The 23,553-nt window shown below is 61.9% G+C and carries 17 protein-coding genes; 6 read left to right on the forward strand and 11 right to left on the reverse strand.

From position 1 onward, the window contains the following. Positions 1 to 2 precede the first annotated feature (2 nt). The 4 genes from P9250_RS01520 to P9250_RS01535 form a co-directional block, all read right to left on the reverse strand. On the reverse strand, positions 3 to 1,181 hold the full coding sequence (locus tag P9250_RS01520; RefSeq protein ID WP_310390784.1) for a YbfB/YjiJ family MFS transporter: 1,179 nt from the start codon (positions 1,179 to 1,181) through the stop codon (positions 3 to 5). Positions 1,182 to 1,394: 213 nt separating this feature from the next. Continuing rightward, complete coding sequence (locus P9250_RS01525) at positions 1,395 to 3,788, reverse strand: polysaccharide biosynthesis tyrosine autokinase (RefSeq protein WP_244831469.1); 2,394 nt, start codon at positions 3,786 to 3,788, stop codon at positions 1,395 to 1,397. 128 nt (positions 3,789 to 3,916) lie between these two features. Next, complete coding sequence (locus tag P9250_RS01530; protein ID WP_310390785.1) at positions 3,917 to 5,251, reverse strand: glycosyl hydrolase family 5; 1,335 nt, start codon at positions 5,249 to 5,251, stop codon at positions 3,917 to 3,919. Continuing rightward, complete coding sequence (locus P9250_RS01535) at positions 5,248 to 6,609, reverse strand: hypothetical protein (RefSeq protein WP_310390786.1); 1,362 nt, start codon at positions 6,607 to 6,609, stop codon at positions 5,248 to 5,250. The genes P9250_RS01530 and P9250_RS01535 overlap by 4 nt, the downstream gene beginning before the upstream one ends. 914 nt (positions 6,610 to 7,523) lie before the next feature. On the opposite strand from P9250_RS01535, the gene P9250_RS01540 reads away from it, so the two are divergent. Next, on the forward strand, positions 7,524 to 8,876 hold the full coding sequence (locus tag P9250_RS01540) for a glycosyl hydrolase (RefSeq protein ID WP_250494804.1): 1,353 nt from the start codon (positions 7,524 to 7,526) through the stop codon (positions 8,874 to 8,876). Between the two features lie 78 nt (positions 8,877 to 8,954). Here the strand turns inward: P9250_RS01540 and P9250_RS01545 are convergent, their stop codons facing one another. Beyond that, a complete protein-coding gene (locus P9250_RS01545) occupies positions 8,955 to 10,442 on the reverse strand; it encodes a SulP family inorganic anion transporter (protein ID WP_250528224.1) in 1,488 nt (495 codons plus the stop codon). Positions 10,443 to 10,864: 422 nt separating this feature from the next. Here P9250_RS01545 and P9250_RS01550 point away from each other — a divergent pair, with 422 nt between their 5' ends. Next, a complete protein-coding gene (locus P9250_RS01550) occupies positions 10,865 to 11,284 on the forward strand; it encodes a RidA family protein (RefSeq protein WP_309845876.1) in 420 nt (139 codons plus the stop codon). Between the two features lie 17 nt (positions 11,285 to 11,301). Here P9250_RS01550 and P9250_RS01555 read toward each other — a convergent pair whose 3' ends face one another. The 4 genes from P9250_RS01555 to P9250_RS01570 all read right to left on the reverse strand — a co-directional run bounded on the left by P9250_RS01555 (position 11,302) and on the right by P9250_RS01570 (position 15,862). After that, on the reverse strand, positions 11,302 to 12,135 hold the full coding sequence (locus P9250_RS01555; protein WP_310390787.1) for a DUF2520 domain-containing protein: 834 nt from the start codon (positions 12,133 to 12,135) through the stop codon (positions 11,302 to 11,304). Between the two features lie 20 nt (positions 12,136 to 12,155). After that, the gene (locus tag P9250_RS01560) at positions 12,156 to 13,604 is read right to left on the reverse strand and encodes an aldehyde dehydrogenase family protein (protein WP_250469564.1); all 1,449 of its coding nucleotides are present in this window, start codon (positions 13,602 to 13,604) and stop codon (positions 12,156 to 12,158) included. 3 nt (positions 13,605 to 13,607) lie between these two features. Further along, a complete protein-coding gene (locus P9250_RS01565; RefSeq protein ID WP_310390788.1) occupies positions 13,608 to 14,711 on the reverse strand; it encodes a tartrate dehydrogenase in 1,104 nt (367 codons plus the stop codon). Positions 14,712 to 14,941: 230 nt separating this feature from the next. Further along, positions 14,942 to 15,862: a LysR family transcriptional regulator gene (locus P9250_RS01570; RefSeq protein WP_310390789.1), complete on the reverse strand. Its 921-nt coding sequence runs from the start codon at positions 15,860 to 15,862 to the stop codon at positions 14,942 to 14,944. Positions 15,863 to 16,139: 277 nt separating this feature from the next. On the opposite strand from P9250_RS01570, the gene P9250_RS01575 reads away from it, so the two are divergent. From P9250_RS01575 to P9250_RS01585, 3 genes are all read left to right on the forward strand, one after another. Further along, positions 16,140 to 17,465: an MFS transporter gene (locus P9250_RS01575; protein ID WP_370652283.1), complete on the forward strand. Its 1,326-nt coding sequence runs from the start codon at positions 16,140 to 16,142 to the stop codon at positions 17,463 to 17,465. A gap of 46 nt (positions 17,466 to 17,511) precedes the next feature. Then, a complete protein-coding gene (locus P9250_RS01580) occupies positions 17,512 to 18,408 on the forward strand; it encodes an NAD(P)-dependent oxidoreductase (protein WP_250469566.1) in 897 nt (298 codons plus the stop codon). A gap of 294 nt (positions 18,409 to 18,702) precedes the next feature. Next, on the forward strand, positions 18,703 to 20,832 hold the full coding sequence (locus P9250_RS01585) for a TonB-dependent siderophore receptor (protein WP_409014798.1): 2,130 nt from the start codon (positions 18,703 to 18,705) through the stop codon (positions 20,830 to 20,832). Between the two features lie 48 nt (positions 20,833 to 20,880). On the opposite strand, the gene P9250_RS01590 is transcribed toward P9250_RS01585, so the two are convergent. Both P9250_RS01590 and P9250_RS01595 read right to left on the reverse strand, forming a co-directional pair. Further along, positions 20,881 to 21,642 carry an SDR family oxidoreductase gene (locus tag P9250_RS01590; protein WP_244831502.1) on the reverse strand — a complete coding sequence of 254 codons (762 nt, stop codon included), beginning with the start codon at positions 21,640 to 21,642 and terminating at the stop codon, positions 20,881 to 20,883. Between the two features lie 33 nt (positions 21,643 to 21,675). Further along, positions 21,676 to 22,470 carry an SDR family oxidoreductase gene (locus P9250_RS01595; protein WP_310390791.1) on the reverse strand — a complete coding sequence of 265 codons (795 nt, stop codon included), beginning with the start codon at positions 22,468 to 22,470 and terminating at the stop codon, positions 21,676 to 21,678. Positions 22,471 to 22,603: 133 nt separating this feature from the next. On the opposite strand from P9250_RS01595, the gene P9250_RS01600 reads away from it, so the two are divergent. Continuing rightward, positions 22,604 to 23,539, forward strand: coding sequence for a GlxA family transcriptional regulator (locus tag P9250_RS01600; protein ID WP_310391414.1), 936 nt, complete (start codon positions 22,604 to 22,606; stop codon positions 23,537 to 23,539). Positions 23,540 to 23,553 lie beyond the last annotated feature (14 nt).

Raw genomic sequence — 23,553 nt, forward strand, 5'->3', positions numbered from 1 at the left:
GGTTATCGCGCCATCGCGCTTTGCAACGGCTTCTGACTTGCAGCGAGAATTGCACCGAGGACGAGCAGCATCGCCGAGTAGAGCATGCCTCGTTCGAGCCCCGCGCCGTCCGATACCCATCCGATCACAATAGGCCCGACGATCTGCCCGAGCGCGAACACGATGGTGAACGCGCTGATTCCCCTTGCCCACTGATCGGCCGGCAAGTTATGCCGCACGAACGCCGTCGTTGCCGCGACCGCGGACAAGAAAGTTGCGCCGAATAACAGACCCGAAGCGAAAGCCGCCACGGGATGCATGAAGAGCGCGGGCACGAGCGTGGCGATACCCAATAGCGCGTTGAGCACCGCGAGCGCCTGGCCGCCGCGCATGCGGTCGAGCAGCCCGGACCACAGACGCGCCGAAACCACGGTGGCGGCGCCGAGCAAGACATAGAAGCTCGTGATGACAGTCGCGTTCATCGAGGCGTTGCGAAGCAGCGCGACGATGAACGTCATGTAGCCGATGTATCCAACGCCGAAGAGCGTGTATCCCGCAAGCACGAGCCACATGCGCGACACTGCCACCGTTGCGCTCGGAGGCGCCGCATTCGCTTCGGCACCGCGCGCAACTCTCGCATGATTCGATTCGATCTTGCGCGCCGCCACGATCGCCCCGGCTGAACAGAGCGCGCAGACTGCGGCGAGCGCGAACCACGCGTATTGCCATCCATGCACACGCGGCGCCACCGTGAAAGGCACGAGCACCGCCGACGCAAGGATGCCCCAGCCCGTGCCTCCGTAGTACAAGCCGAGCAAGAGCCCGGCCCCGCGCGTGGAAAGCGATGCAAGCCGCGCCGCCAGCACGCCGCCGCTGATGAAGATGAGCGCGCTGCCGCAGCCGGTGGCAACGCGCAGGAACAGCAGCAGCCAGGTCGAGAACGCGAGGCCGCTTGCGGCCATTAACAACGTCGTTGAAGCGCAGCCTGCGAGAAGCAATGCGGAAGGCGGCCATCGGCGGGACATGCGTGGAAAGGCCAGCGCGCCGATCAAGTAGCCGAATGCATTGGCGGTGTTCATCGCGCCTGCTTGCGCGAAGCTCCAGCCGAGGTCGAGCTTCATCGCGGGCAACAACAGCGCGTAGGAAAAGCGGGCCAGCCCCAGCGCGATCGCGCTTCCCAGGGACAACGCAACGGCCAGCATGAGCGCGCCCCCGTGTTCGAAGTGTTCTTCCGTGGACGAAGATTCGTGCCTCGATTGCCGGTCTACCGCTCGTTTTATCTGCGACGTCACTCTCGTTTCCTTGGCGCGTTTTGCGTGACGTTATCACAGCGTTCCCGCCAATGCGAAAGGCGCCGCATATGCGGCGCCCGTTCGCAAGACCAGCGATGAGCAGGGCATTCGCCCCGCCCTTCCTTAACGCGTGGCCGTCGTGAAGCCGTACTCTTCGCGCGCGCCGTAACGTCCCGGCGCAAAGCCGTTGAACACGTGACCGCCGATCTTCGCGCCGACGTTGCGCAGGCGGCGCAGCGTCTCTTCCAGTTGGCGTGCGCCAGTGAGATCGGCACGCGACACGAGCAGCACGAGATCGCAGTTCTGCATCGCGATGGATTGCGCGTCGCCAACAGGCAGCACCGGCGGCGAATCGATCACGATGTAGTCGTAGATGCCACGCACCATCGCCAGCATTTCCTGGAAGGCCGGGCGTCCAAGCAGCTCTGCCGGGTTCTCCGGATAAAGCGCGCCTGCGTCCATCATCGAAAGGCCGCTCGTGCCAATCCGCACGATGGCATCTTCGACACGTGCCGAACCTTCGAGCACTTCGGCGAGGCCCGGACCCGTGCGTCCGTCGACGAGATGACGCAGCCGGCCCTGACGCATGTCCGCATCGATCAAGAGCACCGAAGCCTGCGTCTCGGCGAGCAGATAAGCGAAGTTCGACGACACGAAGCTCTTGCCCACACCTTGCGTCGGTCCCGTGAAGAGGATGATCTTGCCTTCGTGGTTGTCTGCATCGACCACATAGCCCGAGTTCATCACGCTCATGTTCATCGAAGGCATGGCGCTCAACGTGGACATGGGGTTCATCGGCGCGGTCGGGTTCATCGGGTTCCAGCTATTGAGCGCGGGATGAGCCGTCATCGGCACGCCGTTCAGCATTGCACGAACGCTGCTGCGCAAGGAGCGCAATGCTTCGATGCTCGGGTCGGTCGGGCTCGTCATGGCAAGCAGCTTGGCCGGTGCGGCGTTGTGCGTCAGTGCGCGAACGTCCTGGCGCAATTGCGCGGCGGAGCGGGCAACCACGGCGAGGCGCGGGATTTCCGAGAAGCTGTCGATCTCCTCGGGGCTGCGCAATTCGCGGCGATTCAACGCGATCAGATAGATCGCCACCGTGCTCACGAACAAGCCACCGAAGATGGAACCGAGCAACACGATCCACGCACGCGGCCACGATTGCTTCTCGGGCGCGAGCGCCCAGTCTACCACGGCCACGCCCGGCGGCGTGCTGGCGGCAGCGACTTCGAGCTGCTGCGCGTTGGTCAGCACGCTCGTGTAAAGCTGCGTGGTGACGGCGACATCGCGTGCGAGTTCGACGTACTGACGTTGCACGGTCGGCAGGTTCGCCGCCGTCTTGGCCGTCTCGGCGATCTCGTGCTTCACCTGATTCAATTGCGTGAGCGCGCTCTGATAGTTCTCGTTTTCCGGACGGAACTTGTGCTGCGCGGCATCCAGCGCGAGCGACAACGTGGTCTGCTGCTCTTCGAGACGGCTCATGCGGGTAATGAGCGCGGTATTCTGCTGCGCCATGTCCACGGTGCCCGTCTGCGTGCGAAATGCGTTCAGGCGGCTTTCGGCGGTTTCGAGATCCTGCTTGAGGCCAGGCAGGCGCTTCTTCAGGAAGTCGAGGCTCGTCTGGGCTTGCGCGGCGCGGCGTTCGACATCGCGTTCCTGATACGTCTTGACGATGGCGTTGACCATCGCTTGCGCGTCGAACGGCGACTCGGCCTGATAGCTCAGATGGATCAGCGACGGATCATGCAGCGACGAATCGCGCGGCGGAATTGACGTACGCATGCGCAGCAACACGTTTTCGAGCGTCATTTGCTGCGAGTAACGCGTGATCTCGAAGCTCACGCCGGGACGTGCACGCAAGGTGTCGATACGCACTTCTGCAGGCGCCTGGCCGTCGACGGTCGAGACCTGGAACGGCACGAGTTCGCCGACGCGGCCCTTGGCGAGTTGCTTATCGTCCTTGTCGAAGAGTGTCCACTGACCATCCTTGTCGGCGACCACGTGGAATTTGTTGCGATAAGCCGCGCTCGGAATGTTGAAGACGCCGGCCTTCATGCGCTCGCCGCCCCATGCGTAGGAATCGAGACCGAACGGTGCAGGCGCGAGTTCGCGGTCGCCTGCATGACGCGAGGCGTACCAGCGGCCGATCAGCGGAAAGTGACTTTCGGTTTCGACGACGACATCCGCGCCGGTCTGCGTGATGGCGCTGGTGACGACCGAGCGCGAGGTCAGGACATCGCTTTCATCGCTCGCGGAGGCGTCTGCCGCCATCGAGCCGGAGACGTCGTTCAGCGAGCTGATCGACGTGCCCGCCTTGGTGCTCTGCACGCGCAAGAGCGCTTCGGCGCGATATTGCGGCGTGGCGAGCAGGACGTAGAGCACGCCAGCGGCGCAACATACGCCAGTTACCGTACCCAGCAGAGTCTTGTGACGCACGACACTGCGCCAGAGGTCCACGACGCCATCGCCCCGTTGCGAAGCCGCCGTCATTTCGGGCTGCATATTATATGTAAGCATTTTATATCCCAACCAAGAAAACAAAAGTCGTGACGTCAGTGGCAAGGTCCGCCGTCAAACCTAACGTTATGTGATTCGATCGAAATCGAACTTCAAGTGGCGCGCTGGTCCATTCGCGCCTTGCTGCCTTACTTCGAAGCGATGGTGATGAACACCGGTCCCCGCGCTTCGGTCAACGACAGCGTGCCACGTTCCCCGTGCGGCACGCCGTATACATCGGTGACGATCGCATCAGCCGGCAGATGCGATACATCGAGGTCCATCACGTTCCCATTCCCGTAACACCACACGACGTACTTCGTTGCGTGCGCGCCATCGAGTTTCAGCACGACGTAGCGCGCTTTCTCATCGATGAAATAGCGAGCGTGCACTTCGCCCGCGGTGAAACCGAACAAATGCTTGACTGCGTCGTACGCGGGCAGCTTCGCATTGTTGGAATCGAGCAAGCCGAAGTTGTGCTCCATTTCCTTCGGGTCCGTCCCATCGTCGCGCATGTCGTAGTAGGACGTCAGTCCGACTTGCGCGATCCAGTTCATCAACAGCAGCCGCACCGCGTAGCGAGCTTGCCGCGCTCTTGCTTCGGGTGCGTGGCCGTCGTTGATCTCAGACACATATTCGTATCCAACGCTTGGGTACGACCATTCGGTTGCCCACACTTGGGGGCGTTTTGTATAACCGTTGAGGTCTTCGCGCAACACTCGATAGTCGTCGAGCACGGTTTCCGGGTTCTGCTGTCGATACGGATGCACGCTCACCGCATCGGGACCGAGCGGCTTGCCGGCTTGTCGCGCGGTCGCGCTCATGTCGCCCACGGCACGGATGAATGCGCGATCGATCTGTTGCACGCCGCCCGTCGCGACGATCGCACGCGGATTGGCCGACTTCGCCGTCGTCACCGCTGTTTCAAGCAACGTGCGATAGGCACGCGGCGAAGGCGGCGCGAGCCAGTACTTCTCGTCGTCCTCTTCGTTCCATACTTCGAAACGCACCGGCGCGTTACGGTAGCGATACGCCGCCATGTGCACGTAGGTACTGAACGCGCTCAATTGCACGGCGGAGGTCGGTGGCTGGTCCGGGCTGAAGGCGTAATGCTTGTAGCCGAGGATGAACAACGCGCCCAGGCCGCGTGCCGAAAGATTGGAGACGAGACCGTCGAAGCCGCCGAAATGCCAGCCATCCGGCGCCTGCACCGCTTCCCAGAAGAGGTCCGTGCGAACGAAGGAGAAGCCGACGTCCTTCACGGCATCGAGCAGATGCAGATCGGCGATTTGATGAATGGCGACGCCCGTATTCGCGCGCGACGCGGCAAAGCCCGGCAACTCGATGTACGGATGCTCCGTCGATTGCGACGCGCCGTCGAGCACGAGCGTCGGTGCGGCGGACGCCGCGTGCAGCGAACCGCAAAGGGAGATGAGCGCGGCAAGCACGATGCGCCGCGCCAAGCTTACGTTGGTCCGGATCACGACGAATGCCTTCCGAACGTATGACGGCTTGCTTCGAGTGCCGCGACCTGCTGGTTCGCGCGGCTCGCTTGCAGCCAATGTTCGTTCGACTGTGGCGCGAACCCGTTAAAGCCATAGCCACGCGAAGGCGCTTGCGGATACCACGGGGCAACCGGTCGAGCCATGAGCGCCGGCTGTCGCAGGTAGCTGATGGCAAGACCCAGGAACAGCAGGCAGCCGATCGATTCGCAGATGTCCGTGCTCGCCGCGCTGAAGACGAGATACAGCAGCACCGACCACGCAGCGCGATCGTTCGACGCCGAATTCAGCATGAGCCGCACGAGATACACGACGAGCACCAGCGCGCCGACGAAACCGAAGCACGCAATTGCATAGAGCACGGTGTTATCGGCATACGCAACGTTGAAGCCGAACGGGCTTTCGTAATAGCTCGCGGCCGAGCCGAACGCGCCCGGCCCGAGACCGAACCAGATGCGTTCGTGCTTCATGAGACCTTCGATCAGAAGCGGCCATGTGTTGATCATTCGATCCTGGAACGACGACAGCGTGACGTATCCGCGGCTCGCCAGATTGAATGCGGAGGCGGCGAAGAATGCGACGATCGGCAAGACGATCGGGAAGCCGCTCGCCCACAGACACGCTCGCTTGATGCCGCGCGTAGAAAACAGCATGTGCACGATGACGACGATTGCGAGCGACACCGGCGCGGTCTTGTTGGTCGTGGCGTAGATGGTGGCGCCGGCGAGCGCGAGCAGCACGAACTGCAGCGCCTTCGAGCGGATGTGCATCAAAAGCCACGTGGTCAGAAGGCCGGCCATGAGCGCCACCGATGCGCTGTCGCGACCGAATCCCGACAGCCGCGATGCAACGCCGACGTACGAGGACGTGGCCATCGTCACGTTGTGTCCACCGACCGATACGCTTGCGCCCACCCAGGGCAGCTTCAGCATGCTATTGGCGAGAATACCGATGCCGCAAAGCGCGGCGAGTGTGAGCAGTCCGAGGAACGCCGAGCGTCGGTTCATGAGCGCGAGCGTCTCGCGGGACGCGGTGAGTGCGAAAAGCAGAGGCGTCACGCTCCACAGCCAGAATCCGACTGCGGCAGGCTCGACGCCGTGCGACAGCGAAAGGAAGGTCTGCGTAAGCAGATATAGCGCGATGAGCGCGTGCGTCGCCTTGGGCCGCGTGAGAAGGACGTATAGCACCCAGCCCAACATCAGCACCTTGGGAAGATACGCGGCGGGCGCCATGCCCATCGTCGACGTGTAGTAGCGGATCACGCCGGAGAGCACGTCGCTCGCCACTGCGACGATGAACGTCGCAACCCATAGCTTGTCTTTTAGTGATGCTTTGTTCATCGAGTGACCGTCGCATGTCCGTCGGAAGGAAAAGTCGGTTGCACGATCAAATCGGCAGCCGCTTCGTGTTCTTTGCACGCTTGGCGCAGAGTCGATTCAAGTCTGGCCGGACTCGTCTCAGGACCGAAAATTACCTTTGTACGACAAGTGACTCTGTGCGCGCACGCACGCATGAACTTGCGGGCGACAGCTAAACGTTTGCGCCACGGTCCAAACCGCCTCTCACGCACATCGAGCGTGCGGTAAGCCACTTATCGCAAGGTGCCAGTTGAAGCCCGGCTAAAGCTTTTAGGCGAGCGGTTTGAAGGGGGGAATCACAGGACTCGTGCGCGGTCTATGCGGGCGATTATCTTCGTGCGTTTCGCGACTGCAACCGCGGTTGATCGCAGGCGATTAATACGCAATAAATTCGGCGCATATCCGGACCGAAAAGGCACGCTGTCGCATTCCGCCACAGCCTTGGCCACAATGGCGCGCCGACGCTATCGCGTATGAAGATTACAGAATTCGTCGTTATTGAAAGGTTTGAAAACGATTCAAAAGCCAACATCATTTCGCGTCAAACTTTAGGGTGGAAAACAGATTATTTATTCACGGTTTTGTACTATAAAAGTACGTTTTTCCGTTTGGTCCAACTGGTTACATGCTGTTACGTCTTTTATCGTACTTAACGACGTTTCAACTGTGTAACATTCCTCATGACCCCTCCGGCAATAAACGGATGACGGTCGCGCCTTAATTGTCCAGGCGCATAGGCTGATTCGCCTCTCTCTCCCAAAGCACTGCTTACCGAGGTCCTTTAAGGCACTCGGGGGAGACCCTTTGCGCGGTCAGAATCAATGCACACTGAGCCATTATCCAAAATGAAGAATAATCGTCTGGTCGTAATTTCGTGCTATTTAGGCACCCTAATCTTGTCCGCATGCGGTGGCGGTGGCAGTGACGGAACGCCGTCGAGCGTCGTCAACAGCGCAACCGATCCCGTTGCGGTGGTGGATATCGCCAAGCATCCTGCTTCGGTGAGCGGCACCGTCATTCCCCCGGCCACGTCGATCAGCGACTCGTCGGGCGCGGTGTGGACGGTCAAGAGCGGCGTGGTGTATCGCGCTAATCAGAAAGCCGGCTTCTCGCAGGACGTGATCGCGCTGCTTTGGTACGCAGGCAAGATCTATCAGCAGAACGTGAACAAGCTCTGGTGGGTCTGGCAGAACAACACGTGGGCAGTTTCGGCCGATCCGCGCCCTGCTGCTTCGACGCCCGCCAGCACGCCGGCATCGACGAACGCGGGTTCGACTTCGGGCTCTGCTTCCGGTTCGACCACGACAGCCATGCCGTTCTTCGGCGTCAACGAGCACTATGCCTACGGCGGCGTCTATTCGTCGACGCCGCTCAGCACGCAGGCATCGACCATGGTCGACCTCGGCCTGACAGGCATTCGGCAGGACGTGCACGGTTACGATCAGATCGACACGCTCGCGAACAAGGTCATTCCCGGATTAGGTTCCAGTGTCACGGTGATGCCGCTGATCGATGCCTATCCGTGGGACGACCCGTCGTTGAACGGCAAGACGCCGACCGAAGACAGCGCCTACGCATATGCGTATTCCATGGCCGCTTACGCCGCGACCAAGCTCAAGGGCGTGCCGGTCGTCGAGTTCGGTAACGAGTACGACCTCGACACGCATAACCGCAAGATTGCAAACGATGGCGTGAACGTTTCCGACTACGACAACACGACGTGGCCAATCTGGCGCGGCGCGCTGCGCGGCTATTACGACGGCTGGCGCTCGGTGGATACGGCCGGCCAGACGAAGGTCATTGCCACGGCTTCGGCGGGCTTCCTGTACCTCGGCTGGTACAAGGGCATGTTGACAGGCGTGCAGCCGGATGGCTCGACGGGACATCCGAAGGTGAAGACCGACATCATCCAGTTGCACTGGTACTCGGACGGTCTCGATCCTGAGAACACGTGGGGCAAGGACGGCACCAACTACAACGTGCTCAAGATCATGCACGACACGTACAACCTGCCAATCATGTTCACGGAAATTGGCGTGAATATGGACTTTTCGACGGCTCAGGCGCAGGCCTATATCACGAAGACGGTCCCGGAACTTTACGCGGCACGCAGCACGTATAACGTGATCGGCTTCCAGTGGTACGAGCTCTACGACGATCCTACCGGCGACTACGGCATTCTCACGAATAGCGGCGCGAAGAAGGCGATCTATTCGACGATGAAGGCAGCAGTGGCGGCTTCGAAGTAATCGAGTTTTGCTGTAGTACCAAAACACCCGGCGCAAGGTTCAACATGCCTTCCGCCGGGTGTTTCGCATTTCAAGGTCTCACGCATTCGCGATCGAAACGCCCGCGCGCTGAAGAATGTGCTGATTACGCGGTGACAAGTTCGCGAACTGCAAACGCTTCCCTGCCTTTCGATAGCGGTCTTGCAACGTTTCGAACGCCACGATTGCAGAGTGATCCGCGACATGCAGATGCTGACAATCGACGATGACATCGTCCGCATCGTTCTGCGGATCGAAAAGGTCCTGAAAATTCGCCGTCGATGCGAAAAACAGGGTGCCATGCAGTACGTAAGTACGTGTGCCCTTTTCATCGGATTTCGACTCCGCGCGAATCTCGCGGGCATGTTGCCAGGCGAAGTTCAACGCGGCGATCACGATGCCGCATAGCACCGCAATCGCCAGATCGGTGAACACGGTGATAACCGTGACCGCAACGATCACGATTGCGTCATTACGCGGCACTTTACCGAGCACACGGAGCGATCCCCACGCGAAGGTCTGCTGCGCCACGACGAACATCACGCCGACCAACGCGGCGAGAGGAATTCGTTCGATAAACGGCGACAGGAAAAGGATGAACAGCAAGATCATGATGCCGCTCGTCGCACCCGATAAGCGGCTGCGTCCGCCCGAACTCAGGTTGATCATGGTCTGACCGATCATGGCGCAACCGCCCATGCCGCCGAACAAGCCAGATACGATATTCGACACACCAAGCGCCACGCATTCGCGATTGGGCTGTCCGCGCGTTTCGGTGATCTCATCGGTCAGATTGAAGGTCAGGAGCGTTTCCAGCAAGCCGACAATCGCCATGAGAAGCGCGTAAGGGAAGACGATTCTGAGCGTATCGAGATCGAGCGGTATCGTCGGCAGATGAAAGCTCGGGAACGCGCCCGCGATGTGCGCCATGTCGCCCAGTGTCCGCGTCGGCAAATCGAGCAACTGGCTTATCAGGCCGATACTCAGAATGGCGACGAGCGCCGGCGGCACCGCCTTGGTGATGCGCGGCAGCAGATACACGATCAGCATCGTCAACGCGACGAGACCCGACATGACCATCAACGGCGTTCCCTGCAACCAGACTTCGCCTTGCGGTGTGGCGCGTTTGAAATGCTCGAGCTGCGCCATGGCAATGATGATCGCGAGGCCATTCACGAAGCCGATCATCACGGGATGCGGCACCATGCGGATCAGCTTGCCGAGACGCAAAAGTCCGAAGACGGTCATCAGCACGCCGCCGAGAATAACGGTAGCGAGAAGATACTGAGCGCCGTGCTCGACCACGAGAGCGACGATGACGACCGCCATCGATCCCGCCGCGCCGGAAATCATGCCCGGTCTGCCGCCGAAAATGGCGGTCAGCGCGCAGATGATGAAAGCGCCGTAAAGGCCCATCAAGGGATTCACCTGCGCGACGAGCGCGAACGCAATGCACTCGGGAACGAGCGCAAACGATGACGTGAGGCCCGCGAGCACATTCGCGGGAACATGCGTGAGCCATTGCTGCTTGAGAGATTGAATCTGCATCGAATGAGTTCCGCAGTCCGCACATGGCGCACTGCGTTTTAAAGCCGGCGCGAAACGCCGATGGTGTCGAACGGAGTCGCCGGTGTCGAATCGACGAGATGGCAGTACGTCGCCTGAAGCAAGCCAGGCGAACGCACCCGTACACGCGAACCCCCAAGGTGCAAAGCCGTCTGAACGGTAGGAGGTTCTCGGAAAGCTACATGGGTGCGTGAGAAATTCGGTGTGGGCGGGAGATCGCCCGGGAAGGCTGGTAGTTTACCCTAATCCGTAAATTCGAGTGATGCGCTTGCCTCCAGCGCATGTCATGCAGCATGCGCTTGAATGCAATCGTCGACATTCCACACTTCACTCCAACTCAAAACGTTTCCACTCAGGCATCGGCGATACTGCAATCACACGCCGCTAGCAACTTCGCGGACTCGATGAACAACTCTTTGAGCGTACACATCATGAGCCGGGAAATCATTCGTGTCGAACCGCTTTCAAGCTGGCTCGAGCGCTGGAATGCGCCGACCTCCGCCGTCACGCGTCATCGCGACACGGTGTACGTGTCAGGCTTTCCTCCGTTCGATCCGCAGACCGGCGAGATCATGCAAGCATCGATCGAAGTGCAGACCCAACGCGTGCTGGAGCAACTGAAGCTGTGCGTCGAGACGGCAGGTTCATCGCTGGATCAGGTTCTCAAGTGCAACGTCTATTGCACCTCAGTCGCCGCTTTCCCGGTCGTGAACGACATCTACGGACGATTCTTCGGCCCCAATCCGCCCGCGAGAATCTTCGTCAATGTGCCTGCGTGGCCGGGACATTTCGATATCGAGATCGACTGCATCGCGGCGATATAGCGTGCTGACGTGTGCCCTTAACTTCCCCGCACCGTTCCCGTCCGCCCAAGCCGCGCGGCCAGCACGGACAACGCATCGTAGGCTTCGCGCGATACCTCGTCCCACGCCGCGATAGCTTGCGACTGCGCTTCCACCACCGCGCGGTCGCCTCGCGCGGCGGGGCCTGTCAGCGCATCGCGCGGGCCGAGGGCAAGTACGTTATCGACGGAATTGCGCGCAAGCGTATGCATCATGTCCTGAATCAGCGTGTCCGGAATGCCCGCCGCTTGCCACATCTCGACGGACATCGCCGCGAGCACCGGCAAGAAGTTCGACGCCATGACGGCCGCCGAGTGATACAGCGCCTTGCTGCCCGGCTCGATGTCGAAACACCGCGCACCGATCGCGCCCAGCACCTCGCTCCATGCGCCACGCGCGGCGGCGTCGCCTTCCAGACCGCATGGCGTGCCTTCGAACTGGAACACGGAGGTGCCGGGATTGGCGAAGCTCAACATGGGATGCGCGCTCGCAACGCTCCAGCCGATGCCGCGCAAAGGCGCGAGCGTGTCGGCATCGAGCGCGCCGCTGCAATGCACCGCCACCGATGCGCCCCGGCCTTCGTGCGCGCGAGCGAGCTGCTCGGCCACTTCGGCGATGCGCATGTCGGGCACCGACAAGAGCCAGATATCGGCGGGGCGCATCGTGGCCAAGTCTTCGGCTACGCGGCCCGCGCCGATGAAATCGACCGCTTCGGCGGCGCGTTTGGCGTCGGTATCGAAGACATCGCCGATATCGAGCACGCGGTTCGCGACGATCAGATTGCCAAGCGTCGCGCCCACGCGCCCCGCGCCGATGATGTTGAGTGTCGCCATGATGCGAAAGCGCGTGCGCCTCAACCGTGCCGAATGGCGATGGTCTTGAGGCTCGTGAAGCCATAGAGCGCTTCGAAGCCTTTCTCGCGCCCGTGGCCGCTCGCCTTCACGCCGCCGAACGGCAGTTCGACGCCGCCGCCCGCGCCATAGTTGTTGATGAAAACCTGCCCCGCCTGGAGCTTGCGCGCGAGGCGCAGACCACGCGAGCCATCGCGCGTCCAGACGCCCGCGACGAGGCCGTATTGCGTGCCGTTGGCGAGTCGCACCGCTTCGGCTTCGTCGTCGAAAGGCATGACGGCAAGCACCGGCCCGAAGACTTCTTCCTGCGCGAGCCGGCTGTCCGGCGGCACGTCGCGAAACAGCACGGCTTCCTGGAAGAAGCCATTACGCGATGCCTCCGCCGCGATCTTGCCGCGCGCCGCGACACGGATACCTTCGCCTTCCGCTCGCTCGACGATGCCGCGCACACGCGCCTGCTGCTTCGCGTTGACGAGCGGCCCCATGTCGAGGTCCATCGACGGCGGACCGGAACGCAGCGTCTCGAAGCGCGCGGCGAGCCGCTCGACGACGCTTTCGTAAATGCCGCGCTGGACCAGCAAACGGCTGCCTGCCGAGCAGGTCTGCCCCGCGTTCTGGATGATCGCGTTGAGAATGACGGGCAGCGCTTCGTCGAGATCGGCATCGTCGAAAACGAGTTGCGGCGACTTGCCGCCGAGTTCGAGCACGCTCGGGCAATGACGTTCCGCCGCCGTGCGTCCGACCAGCGCGCCCGTGACCGTCGAGCCCGTGAACGAGATGTGGCCGATGCCCGCGTTCGCCGACAACGCCGCGCCCGCTTCGCTGCCAAGACCCGTGACGACGTTGATCGCGCCCGCCGGAAAGCCGATGTCCGCGGCGATTTCGGCGAGTCGCAGAATCGACAGACTCGCGTCCTCGGCAGGCTTGACCACGCACGCATTGCCCGCCGCGAGCGATGCGCCGACGCTGCGCCCGTAAATCTGCATCGGATAATTCCACGGGATGATGTGCCCGGTCACGCCAATCGGCTCGCGCACGGTCAACACGGTGAAGCCCGTGGTATAGGGCAAGGTCTCGCCGTGCAGCTTGTCGACGCAGCCCGCGTAGTACTGAAGATAACGCGCGAGCACGGCCGCGTCGGTGCGCGCGGTCTTGAGCGCCTTGCCGGTGTCGCGCGCTTCGAGTTGCGCGAGTTCGTCGCCGTGTTCGAGCACGGCGGCGGCATACGCGAACAACAGATTCGAGCGCTCGGCCGGCGAGAGTTTGGCCCACGCTCCATCGAGCGCTTCGCCCATCGCGCCGCGCGCGGCGGCGACCGCAGCATCGATATCGGCGGCGTTGCCGCGCGAGATGTGAGCGAACGGCTCGCCCGTGCTCGGATCGATGACATCGAGCGTCGCGCCGCTATCCGGCGCCTTCCATGCGTTGCCGATGAAGTGTCGATATTCCATGTCTTACTCCGTGATCAGTGCGTGTTCCGTGACGGCATCGGCGATCGCCGTGCCAACTTCGACGGTGTTGGCGCCGCCACCCATGTCCGGCGTGCGCGGACCTTTGTCGAGGACGGTTTCGATCGCCGCGACGATGGTTTTGGCGGCCGCTTCGTAGCGCGCCTCGCCGCGTCCGAGATGCTGAAGCATCAGCGCCGCCGACCAGATCTGCCCGATCGGATTGGCGATGCCGCGCCCGGCGATGTCAGGCGCGGAACCATGCACCGGCTCGAACAGCGACGGAAAGCGCCGCTCCGGATTCAGGTTCGCGGAAGGCGCGATGCCGATGGTGCCCGTGCAAGCCGGCCCGAGGTCGGACAGGATGTCGCCGAACAGATTGGATGCGACGACCACATCGAAACGGTCCGGGCTCTGCACGAAGTGCGCGCACAGAATGTCGATATGGTACTTGCGCGTTTCGATGTCCGGATAGCGCTTCGCGGCTTCTGCCAGACGCTCGTCCCAGTAAGGCATGGTGATGGAGATGCCGTTGGACTTGGTCGCGGCCGTGAGTTGCTTGCGTGGCCGGCTTTGCGCCAGTTCGAACGCGAACTTGAGAATGCGGTCCACGCCCGTGCGCGTGAACACGGCCTGCTGCGTGGCGAATTCGCGCTCGGTGCCTTCGAACATGCGCCCGCCCACCGACGAATACTCGCCTTCGGTATTCTCGCGCACCACCAGAAAGTCGATCTCGCCGGGCTTGCGGTTCGCGAGCGGCGACGGCACGCCGGGCATCAATCGCACGGGGCGCAGGTTCACATACTGGTCGAATTCACGGCGAATCTTGATGATCGATTCCCACACGGCGGTGTGATCCGGCACGACGTCGGGCGTGCCGACCGCGCCGAAGAAAATGGCGTCGTGCTTGCCGATCTGCTGGTCCCAATTCGCGGGCATCATCGTGCCGTGTTGCAGGTAATGCTCCGTGCACCACGAGCCGAATTCGTCGAAATTGAGCGCAATGTCGTAACGCGCGGCCACGGCCTTCAGCACGCGCAGGCCTTCGACCATCACTTCCTTGCCGATGCCGTCGCCGGGAATGACGGCGATGTTATGAGTTGTTGCCATGATCTGCAAAGCCTCCGAAAGTGCGACGCGGGAATGCCCGGCGAGACGGCACAGGAGGCGGGCGCACTCAAGGCGCGCCTCTATGGAAATTGCGTTGTCTCCTGCGTCTCTTTTGCTCGCGAGCGCGGCCGCGCCCGGGCATCGGACTATGTCGAATGCCAATCTAGCGGACGCATTCGAACGACGGAAGTGCGAATCGAGGAACGGTGGCTTCGAAAATCCGGAAGGGCTCAGCGCGCGGGGCGCTCGGTATCGAGTTGCGCCGTGCTCGCGGGTCCGATCTCACTCAGAAAGTCGAACAGCCTGCGCGTAGGCAAGGCCGCCGCGCCTTCGCGCATGCCAACCGACATCATCCGTTCGGCCCAGGAATTGGTCAGGCGAATGAAGCGCAAGCGCATCGGCTGAAGAAACAGCTTCACGGCGCCCTCGGGCAACACGCCGATACCCTGCCCCACGGCGATCAACCGGCACATGGCCTCGAAGCTCTGCACCTGCACGCGAAAGCGGATGGTCTTGCCCGCCAGCGCCGCTTCCTTGACCAGCATGCGCGTGACCTCGGCTTTGTCGTCGAGCGCGACGATATCGTGTTCGAGCAGCGCGGCGAACTCGATCTCGTCGCCCTGCAATACATGATCCTCCGGCACGACCACGCTGATCCGGTCGCTGCAATAAGGCGCGAGGCGAATGCCCTCCATGCCCGTTTGCGACGTCACGACGCCGATATCCGCCCGGCCATCGCGCAACGCCTGCAAGATGTCGGCGCTGCGCAATTCGCTGATATGCAGCTTGATGTCGCGATACTTCTGCGAGAACGCTCGCAGATGCTCGGGCAACTCCTGGCTGATCGCGGAGATGTTGGCGAAGACGCGCACCCGGCCCACCGAGCCTTTCGTGTAGTCGGACAGCTCGCTATAGATGGCGTCGGTCTTGAGCAGCAGCTCGGTGCCGTGGCGCGCGAGCGCTTCTCCGGCGGGCGTGGGCTCGACGCCCGCCGAAGTTCGATTGAGCAGCGCCACCCGGAAATGATGCTCGAGCAGCACAATGCGCCGGCTGGCCGTCGACAAGGACATATGCGAATGCTGCGCCGCCTTCGACAGACTCCCCGTCTCGACTGCGCGCAGAAAGAGAGCCAGTGAGGTGAGATCGAACAAACCAGACGCTCCGTGAATGGATCATGCCGCGCAGTATGGCACCCTCGCGGCGGCCCTCAGTCTTCGCGCCCTACAGGATTACCCTGAGCGATGCACGCGCGTGGCCGCTCGCATCGGGCGTTCGAACAATTCGAAAGCCCGCTTCACGGAATTCGCATATCGATGGCGCGCGGCACAGGCTAAATTTCCCATGTCCTGCTGCGTCCGCCGTTTGCCACGAATCCGGCGACACTGACAGGGCTTTAAAAAAATCAGTACATATATGACGGAGACAGACGTGGAAATCGATGCGACCAGCATGCCGGGCGGCGCTTTGCCGTCCGCACCCGCGCGTGACGCGGCCGCCGAGGACCGGATTTTCCGGCGCCTCGCGCTACAGATCCTGCCCATTCTGATGTTCGCGTACATCACCTCGTATATCGACCGGGTGAACGTGAGCTTCGCCAAGCTGCAGATGGCCCAGCAACTCGGCTTCTCAGATGCCGTCTTCGGTTTCGGCGCGGGCATCTTCTTTCTCGGCTATGTGGTCTTCGAAGTGCCGAGCAACATGATTTTGCAGCGCGTCGGCGCACGCCGCTGGATCACGCGGATCATTCTGTCGTGGGGCATCGTATCCGGGCTTACGGCGTTCGTCGCCACGCCGATGCAGTTCTATGCCATGCGCTGTTTGCTGGGCGTCGCCGAAGCGGGCTTCATTCCGGCGATCATCTTCTATATCAGCCAGTCGTTTCCGAGGCACTGGCGCGCTCGCATTCTCAGCATGTTCTACGCGGCGCTCGCGCTGGCGGGACTGATCGGCTCGCCGCTTACCGGCTTCATCATGGAATACTTCAACGGCCTGATGGGCTTGCCGGGCTGGAAGTGGATATTCATCATCGAGGCGCTGCCCGCGTTTCTCGCGGCGGTCTACACGTGGCGAGGTCTGGAAGACGATGTCACGCAAAGCAAACACTGCAGCGAACCCGAACGCGCTTTGTTGTCGCGCGTGCTCGCCGCTGACCGTGCGATCACCGCCGAAGCCAATCACAAGGGCCTTTTGTCGAGCTGGCTCGTGTGGGCGTTTTGCCTCATCTACTTTCTCGACGTGTTCGGCATCTACGGCTACACCTTCTGGGCGCCGACCATGATCAAGTCGATGGGCATCAAGAGCGACTTCGTGATCGGCCTGCTCGCGGCGCTGCCAAACGCGGTTGCGGTCGTCGTCATGGTGCTGTTCGGGCGCAGCGCCGACAAGCGCGGCGAACGGCGCTTGCATGTCGCGGCCTTGCTGTTGATGGGCGCGGCAGGATTGTCGCTCTCGGTGCTCTGGCATGACAACCTGTGGCTCGGCATGCTTGCGCTGTGCATGGCCAATGCGGGATTGCTGTCGTTGCCGCCGCTTTTCTGGAGCATGCCGACGGCGGTGCTGGGCACGAGCGCGGCTATCGGCATTGCATGGATCAGCGCCTTCGGCAATCTCGGCGGCTTCTTCGGTCCTTATGTGGTGGGGTATCTGAAACAGCTTTCCGGCGGCCTCACGCTGCCGATTTTCTCGATGGTCGGTTGCCTTCTGCTCGGCTTCGTACTGGCGGTGATGTTGCCCAAGAGGCTCGTCAACCGTTGATGCGGATGCAACCGGCTTTCCAAACGACAACTCGAAGAGATAGAGCATGAAGCAACGCATCGGCATGATCGGTATCGGTCTCATGGGACACGGTATTGCGCGCAACGTGATGAAGCACGGCTACCCGTTGAGCGTGGTCGAGCATCCCGGCAACCAGCCGCTCGACGAACTGCTGGCGGGGGGAGTCAAGACCTTCACCACGGGCGAGGCGCTCGCGCGCGAGTCCGAGATCGTCATTCTGTGCGTGACCGGATCGCCCGAAGTGGAAGCGGTTCTGAGTGCGCCCGATGGCGTGCTCGCGGGTTTGCAGCCAGGCACCATCGTGATCGATTGCTCGACGGCCGTGCCCGCATCCACGACGCGCGTGGCCGAGCGCGTGACGCAGGCGGGCGGCCTCTTCATCGATGCGCCCATGACACGCACCGCCAAGGAAGCGCACGAAGGACGTTTGAACTTGCTGGTGGGCGCGGACCCGGAATTGTTCGCGCGAGTGGAGCCGCTGCTGCGCACGTTCGCGGAGAACATCACGCTGGTCGGCGGCACTGGCGCGGGACACAGCATGAAGCTGCTGCACAACTTCGTGTCGCTCGGCACGATTGCGTTGATCTCCGAGGCGGCTGCCTGCGCGAAGCGTGCGGGCGTGGACCCGCAAACGTTCGTCGATGTGCTCGCGAAGGGCGGCGGAGGCGGCGCGGCGCTGGAGCGGCTGCGGCCATCGCTTATCGACGGCGATCCTTCGAGCATGCCTTTTCATATGTCGAACGCGCTGAAAGACCTCGGCTACTACGTGACGATGGCCGGCGACACCCATGCCGTCGATGCCATTGCCACCGCCGTGCAGTCGACTTACGCAGCGGCGGTCGAGCTTGGGGGAGCGCACAGGACGTTGCTGGAGTTGCCGGGGTTGTTGGGTGATGCGGCTGCGGATTCCGAGCGACGTTGACGGTATTGCTGGCCGCACATTGCGGCATGTAGCAGGCGGCGCGTGAAGCTCGTTTGATCGAACATTTCGCGCCGCCTCGAACGAATTAATCAGCGACGCCTACCCGCAAAAGGCCGCCAGCAGCCCTTCTCGGCGCCCCTAGATCAAACATCGAAGTTTACAAATTCCCAAACACCCGTCAGAATTGCGCCCGTTCTAATGCGAATAGTTCGCATTTACGGCCAATAACTCGACGACGGAAAATTAGGGATGAAATCAGCACCACGGGGCAGTACAACCATCGGCAAATGGGCGATGCGCCCGTCCACACTGGCGACGCTCCTGCTCTTCGCCACCAGTCAATCGGCCCTTGCGCAGCAAAGCGACACCGGCTCATCGACATCCGGCAACGCCACCGAAGCCACACTCCCCGCAGTCTCCGTCACCGCTTCATCCGACACCGATCAAGGCCAGCATCTGCGCCGCGACGTCAGCACCGGCGCGCTCGGCACCCGCACGCAACTCGACACGCCCTACTCGACCACTATCGTCACCGGCGAAGAACTCGCGGATCGTCAGGCGAAAAAGCTCGGCGATGTCTTCGCGCAGGACGCATCCGTGTCGGACAACAGCAATCCGTACAACGCGTGGGCGAGCTACATCACCGTGCGCGGCATGCAACTCGACTGGCAGAACGGTTACAGGATCGACGGCCAGCCGTTCAACGCCTACGGCATCACCATGCCCTACGAACAACTCGAAAGCGTCGAACTGCTCAAGGGCTTGTCGGGCTTCATGTACGGCTTCGGCGCGCCCGGCGGCGTGGTCAACTATGTGACGAAGAAGCCACCCGTCACGGATAAGCAGATCGCCAGCGTCGATGTCGGCTATGCGTCGACGGCCGTATGGTCCGAGCATGTCGACCTGGGTGGGCGTATCGGACCGAACAGCATGTTCGGCTACCGCTTCAACGCGACGCACGAGGAAGGCAAGACCTATAACGACGGCAACGTGCGCCGCGATTCGTTTTCCCTTTCCGCCGATGCACGCCTCACGAAAGACCTCACCGCCACCTTCGGCGCGCTGTATCAGGAACGCCATGCGTCGGGCATCACGACGGCCATCTCGACCGCGCAATACACGGGCGCCTCGTTGCCCGCGACGCTCAGTGGCGGCAGTAGCACGCTCGTCACGCCGGACCAGCATCTGAACACGAACTTGCAACTCTATACTGCCGGCTTGCGCTACAACCTGAATCAGGACTGGACGCTTTCGGCCTCATACAGCTTTAGCAAGAGCACGCGGTATCGGAACGAGAGCACGTACAATCTGCTCGATCCAGCGGGCAACTACGACGACTTTCGCTTCGAAGGCAAGGAAGGGCATCAGCTGAATGCGTGGCAGGTCATGGCCGAAGGTCTCGTAAAGACCGGGCCGCTGCAACATCAGCTCGTGTTCGGCGCCGCGTATCAGAAGCAAACCAACGACAACACCGCGAACAGTTTCTACGACCAGATCGGCACGGGCAACATCTATCAGCCGAACGTCAATCGCTACGACAGTTCGGGCTTCTACACCTATCGCAACGCGGACATCACGCAGAAAGCGCTGTTTGCAAGCGATACCATCGCGCTCACCGAACGCTGGTCGGTGCTCGGCGGCGTGCGCTATACGAATTACGAGCAGCACGGCTACGGTATCGACGGCACGACGACTTCGACTTACTCGCAAAACGGCGTGGTCACGCCGAGCGTCGCGCTGATGTTCAAGCTCACGCCGGGCACGACGCTCTATGCGAGCTACGTCGAATCGCTGGAAGCGGGCAATGTCGTCGGCGACTTCTACGCCAATGCCGGAGCGATCCTCAACCCGCTGCGCAGCAAGCAATACGAAGTCGGCGTGAAGAGTCAGAACGAGCGCTGGAGCGCGACGGCTGCGCTGTTCCGCATCGAGCGCGGCGCGCAATACGCCAATGGCGATAACGTCTTCGTGGAAGATGGCGAGTCCATCTTCGAAGGCATGGAAGCGGGCGCGGATGTTCGCATCGGCCGGGACTGGACGGTCGGCGGCGATCTGATGTGGATCGCGACGCACTACAAGAAAGGCTCGACATTCGACGGCAATCGCGTCGCGGGTGCGCCAGGCTTCGTCGCGGCGGCGCACGTGAATTATGCGGTGCCCGTGGTTCCGGGCCTGACGCTCAGCGCCAATGCGAAGTTCACGGGCAACACGAACCTGCGTCCGTCCGGCGATCTGAACGTGCCGGGCTTCATGATCTACAGCCTTGGCGCGACTTACACGACACGCATCGCGGGACATAACGTCGGCGTGCGCGCGGCTATCGACAATCTGACGAATCGGCGTTATTGGGAATTCCAATATGCCGACTACATTCAGCCTGGCGAGCCGCGCACGGTTTCAGTCAATGCGCGTCTGGAGTTTTAAGGAGGATCGGGGGCGTTGCAACCTGGGCGCCCCTTCTCGCCTTCACGCTCAAGCGACCGGAATGGGATTGTCCGTCACGAACTGATTGAACTGCTCGACGAACGCATGTTCATTCGGTCCGGCGTTATCGCGCAGCGGCTTCGCGGCATCGACCACGACTTCCGTCGTCGCTTCCGGCAGCTTCTGCATGATTTCGGCGATGAACGCTTCCAGCTGCATCGCGCGCGGATCGCCGCTCTTGTGGACCAAGTCCGTGTCCACCCACGGCGGCGCGATCTCCAGCACGCGCACGCTCGAATCGCGCAGCACGAAGCGTTGCGACATCGAATACGAATGGATTGCCGCCTTGGTTGCCGAATACAGCGCGGTCGCGGCGAGCGGCACGAACGCGAGCACCGAACTGTTGTTGACGATATACGCCTGTTGCTGCGTCTTCAGATGTTCGACGAACGCCGCGCTCACGCGCACCGTGCCGAGCAGATTCGTGTCGATGAGGCGCACCGCGGCTTCATCGTCGAGCGCGCCGCCTGCATCGTCGAACGGCATGATGCCCGCGTTGTTGATGACGACATTCAACGCCGGATACTTTGCGATCAATTGCGCGGCGACGCTGCGAATCTGCGCGGCGTCGGCGATATCGAGTTCAACCGTGTCGATGCCCGGATTCGCGCTTGCGACTTCATCGAGCAGCGCACGGCGCCGTCCCGCGACGATCACCTGATTGCCGCGCTGATGAAACGCTTCCGCCAACGCGCGGCCAATGCCCGAAGTGCCGCCCGTGATGAAGATGGTATTGCCCGTGGTTTTCATGGTCAGTCCAAATGTGGAAAAGAGAACGATGGTTCAGGCCGCGTAGCGCGCGGCGGGTGCGTTGGTCGACAGTTCCGGCGCCATCGCCTGACGCGCGGCTTCGTACGCCTGGTACTTGGCGCCGTCGTGCAGCGAGGGAATCGTCACCAGTTCGCGGCGCTCGAAGCCGATTAGCGAGGCATCGACCATGTCGGCCGCCGACATCACGATTGCGGGGTCCAGATTGTCGATAGGGAGCCCGCCGCTTTCCCAGAAGTCCGTCGCCGTCGCGCCTGGCAACACGGCCTGCACGCGCACGCCTTTCGCCGCGAGTTCGTGATGCAGCGACTGGCTGAAGGCCAGCACGAACGCCTTGGTGCCGCCATAGACGCCGTTGAGCAACTCCGGCGCAATACTCACGATAGACGCGATATTGATCACCGCGCCCTTGCCGCGCGCGACGAAGCCCGGCACCGCCGCATAAGTCAGGCGGGTAAGCGCGGTCACGTTGAGTTCGATCATGCGGGTCATTGCATCGACGTCGCTGTCGAGCAAAGGCGTATGCGTACCGACGCCCGCGTTATTCACCAGCAGCGTGATGCTCGCGTCGTCCTTCAGCTTCGCTTCGACACGCGCGAGCGCCGTGCGGTCGTTGAGATCGGCATCGATGATCTCGACGCCCTTCTGCGTTTCATTACTGATACGTTCGGCTAGCGCGGCAAGCTTCTCGCGGTTGCGCGCCACGAGGATAAGGTCGTAGCCCGAACGCGCAAGACGCTCGGCATAGACCGCGCCGATGCCCGACGATGCGCCTGTGACGAGGGCCGTGCCGCGATGGTTCTGGGACATGATGTCACTCCGGTTCGAATGGTGGTGGTGAATCCGTGAGTAGATTCTGCGCGGAATTGACCGCGACCGAAATGACGTATATGGTCGTGTTTTCGGACAAACGACTTTTTTCGGACATCGAGGACGAGGAAACATTCACAGCATCGGCTATTTGTTGAGCGACGGCTTTCAGGTGATGGCAATCGCGTCGCAGTCGGTGTTCGAATACGCCAACCACGTAGCGGGCGAGCCCTTTTATCGGATGGCCAACTATTCGGCGCACGGCGGCGAGGTGTGTTCGTCGTTAGGCATGAGCGTCGGCACGCGCCGGGTCAGTGCGCGTGCCTCCGTGGACACATGGATCGCGGCGGGCGTGAACACGCCGCTCGACACGCCGCCACCTCAAGAAATACTGGCGTTCCTGCGTCGCACGGGTACGCGGGCACGGCGCATCGCGGGCATTTGCACGGGCAGCTTCGTGCTCGCGGAAGCCGGGCTGCTGTCGAACCGGCGCGCGACCACGCACTGGTTCTACGCACGCGAGATGCAAAGCCGCTTTCCCGATGTGCGCATCGAGGACGATCGCATTTATATCGTCGATGGTCCTATCTGGACGTCTGCGGGCATGACTGCCGGTCTGGATCTCGCACTCGCGATGGTCGAAAAGGATCTCGGCCCGGACGTTGCGCGCTCGGTCGCGCACAAGCTCGTGATGCCGCAAAGGCGTTCGGGCGGCCAGTCGCAGCATTCGGAGATGCTCGATCTCGCGCCGAAATCAGACCGCATTCAAAATGCGCTCAACTATGCACGCAAGAATCTGGGCCGGCCGCTGACGGTCGAGGAACTCGCGGGCGAGGCGAATCTCAGTCCGCGTCAATTCAGCCGCGTGTTCACGGAGGAGACGGGGCAATCGCCTGCGAAGGCCATCGAAGCGTTGCGGCTGGAAGCAGCGCGCCTGATGATCGAAAAAAGCCGGCATCCGCTGGAAACCATCGCGAAGGAAACGGGGTTTCGGGATCGCCGGCATATGCGCGAGGCGTTCATGCGCGGGTTTGGCTTGCCGCCGCAAGAGGTCAGGCGGCGGATTTAGCGTTGCATAGGCAG

Origin of the sequence: Caballeronia sp. LP006, assembly GCF_031450995.1 — a bacterium.
In the GTDB taxonomy this organism is placed as follows: domain Bacteria; phylum Pseudomonadota; class Gammaproteobacteria; order Burkholderiales; family Burkholderiaceae; genus Caballeronia.

What these genes read in the sequence shown, in the direction of transcription:
- P9250_RS01595 (WP_310390791.1), bottom strand. Translation starts at nt 22,470, where the DNA reads ATGTCCCAGAACCATCGCGGCACGGCCCTCGTCACAGGCGCATCGTCG.
- P9250_RS01545 (WP_250528224.1), bottom strand. Translation starts at nt 10,442, where the DNA reads ATGCAGATTCAATCTCTCAAGCAGCAATGGCTCACGCATGTTCCCGCG.
- P9250_RS01590 (WP_244831502.1), bottom strand. Translation starts at nt 21,642, where the DNA reads ATGAAAACCACGGGCAATACCATCTTCATCACGGGCGGCACTTCGGGC.
- P9250_RS01525 (WP_244831469.1), bottom strand. Translation starts at nt 3,788, where the DNA reads ATGCTTACATATAATATGCAGCCCGAAATGACGGCGGCTTCGCAACGG.
- P9250_RS01550 (WP_309845876.1), top strand. Translation starts at nt 10,865, where the DNA reads ATGAACAACTCTTTGAGCGTACACATCATGAGCCGGGAAATCATTCGT.
- P9250_RS01535 (WP_310390786.1), bottom strand. Translation starts at nt 6,609, where the DNA reads ATGAACAAAGCATCACTAAAAGACAAGCTATGGGTTGCGACGTTCATC.
- P9250_RS01560 (WP_250469564.1), bottom strand. Translation starts at nt 13,604, where the DNA reads ATGGAATATCGACACTTCATCGGCAACGCATGGAAGGCGCCGGATAGC.
- P9250_RS01520 (WP_310390784.1), bottom strand. Translation starts at nt 1,181, where the DNA reads ATGCTGGCCGTTGCGTTGTCCCTGGGAAGCGCGATCGCGCTGGGGCTG.
- P9250_RS01580 (WP_250469566.1), top strand. Translation starts at nt 17,512, where the DNA reads ATGAAGCAACGCATCGGCATGATCGGTATCGGTCTCATGGGACACGGT.
- P9250_RS01565 (WP_310390788.1), bottom strand. Translation starts at nt 14,711, where the DNA reads ATGGCAACAACTCATAACATCGCCGTCATTCCCGGCGACGGCATCGGC.
- P9250_RS01585 (WP_409014798.1), top strand. Translation starts at nt 18,703, where the DNA reads ATGCGCCCGTCCACACTGGCGACGCTCCTGCTCTTCGCCACCAGTCAA.
- P9250_RS01555 (WP_310390787.1), bottom strand. Translation starts at nt 12,135, where the DNA reads ATGGCGACACTCAACATCATCGGCGCGGGGCGCGTGGGCGCGACGCTT.